General features: G+C 58.6%; 8 protein-coding genes and 1 pseudogene. 3 read left to right on the top strand and 6 right to left on the bottom strand.

Features of this window, described 5'->3' with window-relative positions; all coding sequences use genetic code 11:
- Positions 1-94 precede the first annotated feature (94 nt).
- Entirely contained in the window at positions 95-616 is a 522-nt protein-coding gene (gloA, locus tag AC4ANE_RS15645) for a lactoylglutathione lyase (RefSeq protein WP_460408396.1), read from the bottom strand.
- 101 nt (positions 617-717) lie between these two features.
- On the opposite strand from gloA, the gene AC4ANE_RS15640 reads away from it, so the two are divergent.
- The gene (locus AC4ANE_RS15640) at positions 718-1326 is read left to right on the top strand and encodes a DUF4946 domain-containing protein (RefSeq protein WP_031594731.1); all 609 of its coding nucleotides are present in this window, start codon (positions 718-720) and stop codon (positions 1324-1326) included.
- Between the two features lie 485 nt (positions 1327-1811).
- Here AC4ANE_RS15640 and AC4ANE_RS15635 read toward each other — a convergent pair whose 3' ends face one another.
- The 5 genes from AC4ANE_RS15635 to mexE all read right to left on the bottom strand — a co-directional run bounded on the left by AC4ANE_RS15635 (position 1812) and on the right by mexE (position 9740).
- The gene (locus tag AC4ANE_RS15635) at positions 1812-2174 is read right to left on the bottom strand and encodes a histone-like nucleoid-structuring protein, MvaT/MvaU family (RefSeq protein WP_460408395.1); all 363 of its coding nucleotides are present in this window, start codon (positions 2172-2174) and stop codon (positions 1812-1814) included.
- A 485-nt stretch (positions 2175-2659) separates the two neighbouring features.
- Complete coding sequence (locus AC4ANE_RS15630) at positions 2660-3754, bottom strand: HEAT repeat domain-containing protein (RefSeq protein ID WP_002553303.1); 1095 nt, start codon at positions 3752-3754, stop codon at positions 2660-2662.
- 143 nt (positions 3755-3897) lie between these two features.
- Complete coding sequence (locus AC4ANE_RS15625) at positions 3898-5295, bottom strand: efflux transporter outer membrane subunit (RefSeq protein ID WP_002553304.1); 1398 nt, start codon at positions 5293-5295, stop codon at positions 3898-3900.
- Positions 5295-8486: an efflux RND transporter permease subunit gene (locus AC4ANE_RS15620; protein WP_460408394.1), complete on the bottom strand. Its 3192-nt coding sequence runs from the start codon at positions 8484-8486 to the stop codon at positions 5295-5297. Before AC4ANE_RS15620 ends, AC4ANE_RS15625 begins: the two co-directional genes overlap by 1 nt.
- Positions 8487-8498: 12 nt before the next feature.
- On the bottom strand, positions 8499-9740 hold the full coding sequence (gene mexE / locus AC4ANE_RS15615; protein WP_002553305.1) for a multidrug efflux RND transporter periplasmic adaptor subunit MexE: 1242 nt from the start codon (positions 9738-9740) through the stop codon (positions 8499-8501).
- 315 nt (positions 9741-10055) lie between these two features.
- Here mexE and AC4ANE_RS15610 point away from each other — a divergent pair.
- A pseudogene (locus AC4ANE_RS15610) lies at positions 10056-11078 on the top strand (methyl-accepting chemotaxis protein); the annotation flags it as partial.
- A 33-nt stretch (positions 11079-11111) separates the two neighbouring features.
- The gene (locus AC4ANE_RS15605; RefSeq protein WP_371929215.1) at positions 11112-11984 is read left to right on the top strand and encodes a methyl-accepting chemotaxis protein; all 873 of its coding nucleotides are present in this window, start codon (positions 11112-11114) and stop codon (positions 11982-11984) included.
- Positions 11985-12049: the final 65 nt, after the last annotated feature.

Below are 12049 nucleotides of genomic sequence, written 5' to 3'. Positions count from 1 at the left end.
CGCTAAACAAAAAGCCCCGTGAACGATCACGGGGCTTTTTGTTGTCTGGGTGATCGTTCCCGAGCGGGAGCAATCACTCAGGGCAACCAAGGCCTCAGAGCGGGGTTGGCTGGGTAATCTCTACCCAGTAGCCATCCGGGTCCTTGATGAATGCCAGGCTGTTCATGCGGCCATCGGACAGACGCTTTTGAAAGTCGACGCCCAAAGTCTCGAATCGCTCGCAGGCAACCTTCACGTCTGGTACCGAGACACAAATGTGACCAAAGCCACGCGGGTCGCTGTTGCCGTTGTGGTACGAAGCTGTCGCATCGCTCTCGGTACCGTGATTGTGGGTCAGCTCGAGAATGCCGGGGATCGATTTCATCCACTCGTTGCGGGCTTTGTCGTCTTCCGGGATCTGCGCCTTATCCACCAGTGCGAGGAAGTAGAGGCTGAATTCGGCTTCCGGGAAATCACGCTTTTCAACCAGGCTGAAGCCGAGCACGCGGGTGTAGAAATCCAGCGATTTGGTGATGTCCTTGACGCGCAGCATGGTGTGGTTGAACACAAACTGCCGAGTAGCCGCTTCAGGGTCGGCCGTAACGCCCGGTAGTGTGTTGAGTTCGTGCAAGCTCATCAATGTATCTCCAACAGAATGTACAAATAATGCCAAATGATACGGGGCAGGGCGGGCAGTGCCAAACCTTCGTTCGGATAACGTCGCTTCGGTCTTGCTCGATGCCGGCAACAGGCTCAGAATTTCCGGTCAACTGTTCTGGCGGCCTGACCATGATCCTTTCGCAATACCGATGCTCCTTGCCAGTTCTGTGCCTGTTCCTGCTGCTGGGCGCCGCACAGACTCACGCCGCCGACGCAATGATCATCTGGCCCGCAGGCTGGGAGGTAGAGTCGCTGCCGACCGAGTCGGGCAAGCCCGTGCAACCGTCCGTGCAAGTCAGACAGCGCGCGGTGAAAAACGATCAAAGTGGAAACCCGCTGATGGTCATGGAGCTGACTCAGACACGCCTGACGCCCGGGCATGAGGTTAATGTCCCGGGTGTACTGCTGGAGATGCGCAAGTCGGTTCAGGTCAATTTTGCCCGCAGCGGCCTGCAGAGCGTCTGCACGCATGTGCGTGAGAGCCGGCTCAGCGTCGTGCCTGCACTGGAAACCACCTGCACGATCACCCAGAACGGCGTACATGTATTGACCCAGACACTGGTAGCGGCTGCCAGTAAAGAGATGGCCTGGTCGCTTTCCTACGCGGGATCGGCAGATGGGTACACGGCCAACAAGGAAGAGGCGTTGCGTATCCGCGAGAGTTTGCGTCTGGACGATGCGCAGTGATACCTGCTTTTTCGCAGACAAAAAGAAGCCCGCCGAGGCGGGCATGGGGCGCTATTCCTTTAGCGGTCTTCATCATCCGAGAATCCATGTGAAAAAAGTGTGAAGCTGCGCGGTGTCGGCCATCCGCCGATTTTCGATCCGGCGAAGCACGCAGTAACAAATTCTCTTATCGCTCATTAGACCGAATAAACTGAACAATTACTCTACACATTTCAGCAACTGTTCAGGTTTGTAACTGTGCGCTGAATCGAATAATCGATGAATTTTTATTGGCGTCATTATTTCAACGGTATTAATACCTGACGCGCTGGAAGTACATGTACCGAGCAGTTCACTTAATCATGTATATGAATGTCAGCGGCGGGCAGACAGTCAACTGTGTATGGGCGTTTGATCAGGCAGATGCAGTGTGCAGGCGCTCAGTTGACGTACGGGTAGATAAAAAAAGCCCTGCAAGTGCAGGGCTTCAATTGACAAAGTTTTAATCAGGCGCGAAGCCACGAATCAACAGTGTCTACACCGTACTGCTCTTTCCACGCTTTGAGACCGCGGTGGTTACCACCCTTGGTTTCAATCAGCTCACCGGTGTGGGGGTTCTGGTAAACCTTGGCCACGCGTGCACGACGACGCTTTGGTCCGGCGGGTGCGACCAGCGACGTGGCGCTTGAAGGATCAAGGATTGCGATGATGTCACGCAGGCTTTTGCCGTAGGTGCCCATCAGGTCCTGGAGCTTTTGCTCGAACTCGATTTCCTTCTTCAACCCGGCGTCATTCTTCAAGGATTCCAGCTGTGCAAGCTGTTCTTGAAGGGCTTTCTCTGCTGCTCGAAACTCGGCAAGTCTGGACAAGTAATACACTCCAACAATGTAATGGCTGTTGTCAGCCCTATAAAGCGATGAGACAAAACTGATTGGCCGATTCGCTCACTCGATGCTGCCCTGTACCTGCGGTTTCTATGCTGAAACATGGCCTTTGCGGCTTGTCATTGCGCAGACAGAGGATAGTTATAACTCAGTAGCCCGCAAATGATGCACCTTTTTTTTCAGTTAGAAAATAGCCTTTTTCAAATTCGTTAAATAGTCGTGGTGGAGGGTGTTGGATATAGGCGATGAAACCGGCGTTATCAGGCGAGCTGTTGTGTAAGTTATTTCCGACATTAGTCGCAGATGGAAAACGAGCCATGCGACACTGGACGGCTTAAAAGGAGAAACATCTGACAGACATGAAGGCTGGCGGATGCGGAAAGAGCAGAAGTGTCTGAAGGCAGCGGATGAAAGGGCGTGTAGCGGCATAAAAGATGGCCCTTGGCCTGCCTTTTTTTGCCTTTCTGACCCTACAGTCCCTGTTGCAGCACCGGGTCGTCGGGGTTCTGCTGCTCGAGCTCTGCCAGCAGAATCTGCACGTTTTGCAACTGACCATTTTCTTTCCAGTATTGAATCAGCAGCACTCTGGCCTTTCGGTTCGCAGGCTGGCTCTGAACAATCTGCGTCAACTGCCTCTGCGCCGCCTCAAGCTCGTGCAACGAATGCAGGGCAACCGCCAGGTCATAGCGATAGTCGGTGTTATCAGGCGCCAGCTCTGTAGCCTTTGCCAGGCTGAGCACAGCAAACTCTGCCTGCCCGTGGTTAAGCAGCCACATGCCCAGCGCGTGCTGAAGCATGGATGAACCAGGATTATGTTCCAGCAACTGTGCAAAAAGGCTGCGTGCCTGCTCGGCCTGGCCCTTGCGGTCCAGCAGCTCGATGTGCGCCAGCGCCGCTTCGATATTGCCCGGGTCCAGTGCTGTGGCCCTCTGCAGCGCGGCGACTGCCGGCTCCAGGTCGCCGGTCTGCAGGTACAGTCTGGCCAGTTGCAACTGATTTTGTGCGTTTTGCGGCTGGCTCTTTAGCGACTCCTGAAACGCCTCGGCACTTTGCTGCAGCACGGCAAAGTACAGGCCCAGCTCATCAGGTGACAGGCCGAGCAGGGCACTGGTGGCGCGGAATCTGACGGATTGTTCGTCGTCGTTCAGTAATGGGCCCAGCAGCAGGCTGCGCTGGCTGTTGGAGACCAGTCTGACGCTGACATCGATAGCCTCTTCGCGCACCTTGGCGGATCTGTCACCCAGCGCGGCATCAAGCAATTTGAGGGCCTGAGGGCTGGGGTAGTCGCTCAATTCGGCGAGCAGGTTGATGCGCTGTTCGTCAGACAGGTCGGTTCGTGCCAGTTGTTGGTACAGCACGCGTGCAGCGCCGGGCTTGCCGTCGTGTGCCTGTTCCAGTGCCTGAGCGTAGGTGTGGCTCAACCTGGCGGGAGCTGTCTGAACAGGCAAGCGCCACCACCAGAAAGCCAGTGATAGCGCCAGCATTGCCGCAGCCGCTGCGCCGATCAGCCAGCGATGTCGAGTAGTGGGTTGAGGCGATAACCCCTTGGTAGAAAGTCTGGGCATATCGATTTCCAATGCTTGACGGGTTGCAGCTTCGGGGAGTGGGTGGCAGCTGTCAAACGACAATCATGATGCCGTCGGCGTTCGGACAAAAAAAGCCCCGCGTCCTGAAGGGGCGCGGGGCGGGTTTACGGCCTGTTGGCGTATCAGGCCTGAGGTTGCCAGCCGCCACCCAGTGCCTTGTAAATGGCCACGATGCCGCGGTACAGCTCGATTTCTGCCTGTGCCTGAGAGTCTTCGGCCGCCAGACGCTCGCGCTCGGCATCCAGCAGGACCAGGAAGTCCGCTGTGCCTTCGCGGTACTGCACTGACGCCAGCCTGGCTGCGGAACGACTCGCATCGCTTTGGCGCATCAGCGAAACCAGCCGTTGCTGGCGTTTGTCGTAATCGCTGAAGGCGTTCTCCGACTCCTCCAGAGCGAGCAATACCTGCTGCTCATAGTTGGCCAGCGCGCCCTCGGCATCTGCATCGGCGCTGCGAATCTGCGCCCGGACGCTGCCCAGATCGAAAGCCGCCCAGGTGATGCTGGGGCCGAGTGACCAGGCTTTGGCCGCTGACGAACCGATCTGCGACCCGCGGCCAGCGGTAAAGCCCAGGAAGCCGCTCAGACTGACCCGCGGAAACAGATCGGCGGTCGCCACGCCGATGCGTGCGGTCGAGGCGGCCAGTTGGCGTTCAGCGGCGCGGATGTCGGGCCGATTGCGCAGCACCTGTGTCGGATCGCCAATCGGCAGAGCCTTGGCGATAGCAGGCAGTTTGCTCGGGCTCAGGTCGACGCTGAGGTTTTCCGGGCGCTCGCCCAGCAACGTGGCGATACGATTGCGTTGGCGAACCTGTTCGGCCTGCAACTGCGGCACGGTCGCTTCAACGGCTGCCAGTCGTGCCTCGGCACGCACCACGTCCAGTTCATTGCCCACGCCGGCATCACGCAACTGGGTGGTCACGTCCTGAGAGCTCTGCTGGTTTTTCAGGTTGTCGCGGGCAATGGCTTCACGCAGCTGTGCGCCGCGTAGCTGCCCGTAGGCGTCGACCACCTCGGCAATCAGAGTCACCTGAAGCTGATACAGGTTGGCTTCGGCGGCTTCCTGATCGGCATTGCTGGCTTCCAGTTGGCGCTGAATACGTCCGAACAGGTCGACCTCCCAGGCCATGTCCAGGCCAAGGTCATACCGCTCGCTATTGACGCGCCGCTCAGTAACACCAGGTTGCTGACCCTTGCCCAGGTCACTGCTGGCCCGGCTGGTGATCACCGGCATGGCGTCGTTGGCAACGTCATCGCGAATCGCCCGTGCGGCTTTCAGGCGGGCAAAGGCAACACGCAGATCGCGGTTGCCGTCCAGCGACCTGGCTACCAGTTTATTGAGGGTAGGGTCCTCAAACTGCTGCCACCAGACGGTGTCCACTTTGCCGCGGTCATAGTTGCCCTGAGCTGCGGACGCCAGTTGTGCTGGCGCCGTAACCGGTGCCTTGTAGTCCGGGCCGACGGCGCAGGCCGCCAGCGCCATGACCAGCAGGCTCGGGAGGAAAAGTTTGAACGCGCTCATCAATGCATCTCCGCAGGCAGGTTTTGCAGTCTTTGTGCCCTGGCGGCCTTGCGGGCGTCCTGGCGTTCGACGTAATTACGGATAAGCACGTAGAACACCGGCGTCAGCAGCAGGCCGAAGAACGTGACCCCCAGCATCCCGGAGAACACGGCGACCCCCATGGCATGGCGCATTTCCGCACCTGCACCGCTGGAAAGCACCAGTGGTACGACGCCCATGATGAACGCGAAGGACGTCATCAGAATCGGACGCAGGCGCAGTCGGCATGCCTCCAGCACTGCATCCAGCGGGCTCATTCCCTCGGCCTGTTTGTCCTTGGCGAACTCGACGATCAGAATCGCGTTCTTGCACGCCAGGCCCACCAGTACGATCAGCCCGATCTGGGTGAAGATGTTGTTATCGCTACCGGCAATCATCACCCCGGCAATCGCCGAGAGCAGGGTCATTGGTACGATCAGGATTACCGCCAGCGGCAGGCTCCAGCTTTCGTACTGAGCCGCCAGTACCAAAAATGCCAGCAGAACACACAGCGGGAAGACGAACAGCGCCGTGTTGCCTGAAAGAATCTGTTGGTACGTAAGGTCAGTCCACTCGTAAACCATGCCGTTGGGCAGCTCTTCACGCAGCAGTTTCTCGACCGCCGCTTGAGCCTGACCAGAGCTGAAGCCAGGACCGGCAGCACCGTTGATTTCTGCCGTGATGAAGCCGTTGTAGTGCATTACGCGGTCGGGACCTGCGGTGTCACTGACTTTGACGAAGGTTGCCAGTGGGATCATTTCTCCCAGATTGTTGCGCACCTTGAGCTGACCGATCTGGTCGGCATCCTGACGGAACTGCTGCTCTGCCTGGACATTGACCTGATACGTGCGGCCAAAACGGTTGAAGTCGTTGGCATACAGCGAGCCCAGATAAACCTGCAGGGTGTCAAAGATGTCGCTGACCGCAACGCCATGCGTCTTGGCCTTCTCGCGGTCGATGGTGGCATCCACCTGCGGCACGTTCACGGTATAGCTGGTGAACAACCCGGCCAGTTCCGGCACGCTGCGGCTCTTGGCAATGATGTTCTGGGTTTCCTTGTACAACTCGTCGTAACCCAGGTTGCCACGGTCCTCTATCTGCAGGCGGAAACCGCCGATGGTGCCCAGCCCCTGTACCGGAGGTGGCGGGAAGATCGCCATGTATGCTTCCTGGATCGACGCGAACTGGCCGTTCAGGGCGCCGGCAATGGCGTTGGCTGACAGACTGGGGTCCTTGCGCTCCTCAAACGGTTTGAGGGCGACGAATACCACACCGTTGTTCGGGCTGTTGGTAAAGCCGTTGATCGACAGGCCGGGGAAGGCAATCGCGTTTTCCACGCCCGGCTGTTTAAGTGCCAGCTCGGACATGCGCTTGATGACGTCTTCGGTACGGTCGAGGCTGGCAGCGTCCGGCAGCTGGGCAAAGGCCACCAGGTACTGCTTGTCCTGGCTGGGTACAAAACCGGTCGGCGTGCTGGCGAAACCCAGCCAGGTCAGGACCATCAGGCCTGCATACACCAACAGTGCGATACCACTGCTGCGAATAACCCGGGCGACGGTGCCGACGTAGCCATGGCTGGCTTTTTCGAAGAAACGGTTGAACGGGCGGAACAGCCAGCCGCCAAGGATTCTGTCGAGGAAACGCGAGAAACGATCCTTGGGCGCATCGTGGCCTTTGAGCAGTACCGCGGCCAGCGCAGGCGACAGGGTCAGCGAGTTGAAGGCCGAAATCACTGTCGAGATGGCGATGGTCAGTGCGAACTGCTTGTAGAACTGCCCGGTCAGGCCGGAAATGAACGCTGCCGGTACGAACACCGCACATAGCACCAGTGCAGTGGCGATGATCGGCCCGGTCACTTCGGCCATGGCCTTGTGCGTGGCCTGGACCGGTTCAAGCCCCAGCTCGATGTTTCGTTCGACGTTCTCCACCACCACGATGGCGTCGTCCACCACGATGCCGATTGCCAGCACCAGCCCGAACAATGACAGTGCGTTCAGAGAGAAGCCGAACATGTGCATGACAGCAAAGGTGCCGATCAGCGAGACCGGTACGGCCACCAGCGGGATAATCGAAGCGCGCCAGGTCTGCAGGAACAGGATCACCACCAGCACGACCAGGATCAGTGCTTCAAACAGGGTGTGAATCACCGCCTCGATGGAGCCGCGCACGAAGATCGTCGGGTCATAGACGATGCTGTAGTCCATGCCTTCCGGGAAGCTCTTTTTCAGCTCGGCCATTCTGGCCCGTACATCGTTGGAGATGTCGATGGCGTTGGAGCCGGGCCGCTGGAAAATAGGGATGGCCACGGCGGGCTGGTTGTTCAGCAGCGAGCGCAGCGCATACTGGCTGGAGCCCAGCTCGATGCGTGCAACGTCCTTCAGACGAGTGATTTCGCCGTCAGCGCCTGCACGAACCACAACGTTTTCGAACTCCTCCTCGGTGACCAGACGGCCCTGGGTGTTGACCGACATCTGAAAGCTGGTGGCATTCGGCGAGGGCGGGGAGCCCAGCTGACCTGCGGCAACCTGACGGTTCTGCTCGCGAATTGCATTGACCACATCGGTGGCGGTCAGGTTGCGTGAGGCAGTCTTGTTCGGGTCCAGCCAGACCCGCAGCGAATAGTCGCCCATACCGAACAGTTGCACGTCACCGACACCGCCCAGTCGCGCGAGCTCATCCTTGATGTTGAGCACTGCGTAGTTGGACAGGTACAGCATGTCGTAGCGCTGGTCCGGCGAGGTCAAGTGCACAACCATGGTCAGGTCGGGGGAGGCCTTGTCCACGGTAATGCCGATGCGCGTCACTTCTTCCGGCAGCTTGGGCTCGGTACGCGTCACACGGTTCTGCACCTGCACCTGCGCGTTGTCCAGTTCAGTGCCCAGCGCAAAGGTGATGGTCAGGGTCAGCTTGCCGTCGGCAGTGGCCTGGGACGACATATAGAGCATGCCTTCCACACCGGTGATGGCCTGTTCCAGTGGCGAGGCTACGGTTTCGCCGATCACCTTGGGATTGGCGCCGGGAAAGTTGGCGCGCACGACTACTGTGGGCGGCACTACTTCCGGGTATTCACTGATCGGCAGCTGGAACAGTGAGATAGCACCGGCGATCAGGATCAGCAGCGACAGCACTGCGGCAAAGATCGGCCGGGAAATAAAGAATTTGGAGAAGTTCATCGGACAAGTCCCTTAACCGCGCGGCGCAGTGGCGCTGGCGATTTTGACGGCCGCTTTGGGCGCCACTTGTGGCAGGTTGCTGGCTTCGAGGGCCTGGCGTTGTTTGAGCAATGCTGCGAGGGTGTCGGCGCTGGCCATCGGTGTCACCTCAGGGTCCACAGGCTGGCCGGGACGCACGCGTTGCAAGCCTTTGACGACGATGGTGTCGTCCTTGCCCAGACCGTTACGCACAATGCGCAGACCTTCGATTTTCGGGCCCAGTTCGACAGCCCGATAGGCAGGTTTGTTGTCCTTGTCCATCACCAGCACAAACTTCTTGCCCAGGTCGGTGCCCACTGCTTCGTCATTGATCAGCACCGCCGAGTAAGTGCCACTGCCCACCAGTTTCAGACGGGCATACAGGCCGGGGGTGAAATCACCGTCGGCGTTATCGAACACCGCACGACCGCGAATGGTGCCGGTCCTGGGGTTGACCTGGTTGTCGACAAAGTTCATCTGGCCCAGGTGCGGGTTGCCGGTTTCGTTGGACAGGCCCAGGTACACCGGAGTGGTCTGGCCGCGTTGGCCTTTACGGGCCAGTTCGGTGTACTTGAGGAACACGCGTTCGTCTGCGTCGAAGTAGGCGTAGACCTTGTCGGTGGAGACCACGCTGGTCAGCGCGGTGACATCTGCGGTCACAATGTTGCCGGCGGTGATCTCTGCGCGACTGACACGACCTGTAATCGGTGCAGTAACACGGGTAAAACTGAGGTTCAGTCGAGCCAGATCCAGCTGCGCCTGAATGGCCGCGACACCGGCCTTGGCTTCCTGCGCCGAGGTGGTGCGCGAGTCGGCCAGCTCGGCGGAAATCGCGTTGTTGGTACGCAGACGCTCGCCGCGCTGGGCTTCATTGTCACTGCGCAGTGCGACGGCACGGGCCTGTTGCAGTTGCGCCTCAAGACGACGAACTTCGGACTGGAACGGACGCGGGTCAATCTGGAACAGCAGATCGCCTTTTTTGACCAGCGAACCGTCGGTGAACGCTACCTGATCGATCTGACCAGACACCCTTGGACGTACCTCGACGGTTTCCGGTGCTTCAAGACGACCCGTGAATTCATCCCATTCGTTGATCGGCTGCTCCAGCACCTTGGCCACGCTGACCTTGGCTGCGCCAGGCGCACTGGTGGCTTCCGGCGCGCGGCCGCAAGCACTGATAACGATAAGGGCGAGGGCGGTGAGGGGGTAGCGCAGATGGCTGAGTGTCTGGTGCATGGGAAGTTCCGCCGATAGTAAGGAATGGGCGGATTCTGTTGCGCACAGGGTGTTATTAACGAATCGAATAAACCGAAGGTTACTATCACTGGCAATGATGAGTACCCATAGGTCTTCGAAAACCTGCCTCCGGGTGACCCGCAAGGTGGATGGTGGCCAGGCATTCGGGGCTGAGAATGCTCCGCTTATGGCGAGCCAAAAAGCTCATGTCATATTGCTATCTCTTCGATCAATCTTTGCAATCGCCGCCGCTATCAAGTTGTCCAGCGAACAGTCGATCCTTGAGTATTACGATAAATCCCGAGGAAAAGTTTGATGAAGTCGACATGGCTGGACAATTTGAAGGTCAGCAAAAAGCTGAGTATAGGCTTCGGTCTGATACTACTGGGCGTGCTGACGGTCACCGCGATCGGCTACCTCAGCACCAACCTGCTGATCGAGCGGCTGGGCAAGGCAGCCAAAGTTTCTGAAGTAAAGGCCGATGCGCTAAGCCTCAGGATCGCTGCGCAGGCCTATACTGCCAAGCCTGACGCGAGCAATTCGCAGGGCTACACGGTCGCTCTGGACAACCTGGGCAAGACCATCGAGGACGGCCTGAAGCTTCTGACTGTTCCGGCCAATGCCGATATTCTCAGAGGTATTCGCGATCAGGTGGGTGGCTTGAGACAAACGTTCAGTCAGTTGGTCGATAATAATCGGCAAATTGATCAGGCCATGCAGCCGTTGATCACCATTTCCGAGCAGGTGAGCGGAAGCTTCGAGACACTCCTGCAAAAGACCTTCGACGACGTTTCCCGCTCGCTGGATCAAAGCGGTATCGACCAGGTAAAGATTGCCGGCGACCTGCGCAATGGCATGACCAGTTTTCGCCTGGTGTTTCGCCGTTATATCAGTATCCCGACCGCTGAAAACAGGCAGATCACCTTCGATGCTGCCGACTCACTGATCGCTCAGGTGAGCAGTGCGCGCAACCAATTGCCGAACAAGGCCGGCCCGGCAGTGGATGAGGCGCTCAGGGCACTGCAACAGTACAAATCGTTGATGGTCTCCATCTCGCAACTGATGCAACAGAGCGATCAGATTCGCGACAGCCTTCGCCAGCAGTCAATGGACATCGTCACCAGTACCGAAAAGCTGATGGCGGGCCAGGTGGTCAGTGCCAATAAAGAAAAAGACAGCGCGGTCACCCAGTTGCTCATGGTGGCGGTGATCGTATTGCTGCTGGGCATCTTCGCGGCGATCCTGATTACCCGTCAGATTACTCGTCCGCTCGATTCCACGGTGATCGCTGCGCGTCGAATTGCCGACGGCGATCTGACCAATGACCTCAGCACCACTCGCCAGGATGAGCTGGGCCTGCTGCAAAACACCATGCACCAGATGACCGTATCGTTGCGCACCCTGATTGGCGGTATCAGTAATGGTGTGACACAGATCGCCACGGCGGCCGAGGAGCTTTCAGCCGTCAGCGAGCAGACCAGCGCGGGCGTCACTCAGCAGAAACTGGAAGTCGATCAGGTAGCGACCGCCATGAATCAGATGGCGTCTACCGTTCAGGAAGTGGCGCAGAACACTGAAGATGCATCGCAGGCCGCCAGACAGGCCAGTGATCGTGCTGCTCATGGCAGCAGCGTGGTGCAACACGCCACGCGTGAAATCAGCCAGCTTGCCGGTGAAGTGGGGCAACTGGGCGAGGCCATGCAGCGCCTGATTCAGGACAGTGACAAGATTGGCGGTGTAATCGATGTGATCAAGGCGGTCGCAGAACAAACCAACCTGTTGGCCCTCAACGCGGCGATCGAAGCCGCACGTGCGGGTGAGCAGGGGCGTGGCTTTGCCGTGGTGGCCGATGAGGTGCGCTCGCTGGCTCAGCGTACACAGTCATCCACGACTGAAATCGAGGCGCTGATAAAGTCCTTGCAGGATGGCACCGGCGCGGCATCGGAGCTGATGAATGCCAGCCGTCAACGTACCGAAGGCACAGTGGCGCTGGCGCGGCAGGCCGAAGAATCGCTGCTTGAAATCACTCATTCGATTGGGACCATCGAACAGATGAGCCAACAGATTTCTGCTGCCGCTGAAGAGCAGAGCGCCGTCACCGACGAAATCAATCGCAGTGTCATCAGCGTGCGGGACATCGCCGATCAGTCGGCCACGGCCACTGAGCAGAGCGCGGCGTCTACCGTGGAACTGGCGCGCCTGGGCAGCAACCTGCAAGGCATGGTTGCGCGCTTCCGGATCTGATTGCAGCCACTTTCAAAAAGTCGCGAGGCCCAAAAGTCTCACCCTGCAAAAAGAGCAGCGCTGGC

Source organism: Pseudomonas sp. Pme6b, assembly GCF_058129925.1.
The sequence above is the reverse complement of the archived record's forward strand: the minus strand, read 5'-3'. Positions and strand labels throughout refer to the sequence as shown.

Bases quoted from the DNA above. Each gene is read 5' to 3' on its own strand.
- gloA (WP_460408396.1), bottom strand. From the start codon at position 616: ATGAGCTTGCACGAACTCAACACACTACCGGGCGTTACGGCCGACCCT.
- AC4ANE_RS15630 (WP_002553303.1), bottom strand. From the start codon at position 3,754: ATGCCCAGACTTTCTACCAAGGGGTTATCGCCTCAACCCACTACTCGA.
- AC4ANE_RS15620 (WP_460408394.1), bottom strand. From the start codon at position 8,486: ATGAACTTCTCCAAATTCTTTATTTCCCGGCCGATCTTTGCCGCAGTG.
- mexE (WP_002553305.1), bottom strand. From the start codon at position 9,740: ATGCACCAGACACTCAGCCATCTGCGCTACCCCCTCACCGCCCTCGCC.
- AC4ANE_RS15605 (WP_371929215.1), top strand. From the start codon at position 11,112: ATGCACCAGATGACCGTATCGTTGCGCACCCTGATTGGCGGTATCAGT.
- AC4ANE_RS15640 (WP_031594731.1), top strand. From the start codon at position 718: ATGCCGGCAACAGGCTCAGAATTTCCGGTCAACTGTTCTGGCGGCCTG.
- AC4ANE_RS15625 (WP_002553304.1), bottom strand. From the start codon at position 5,295: ATGAGCGCGTTCAAACTTTTCCTCCCGAGCCTGCTGGTCATGGCGCTG.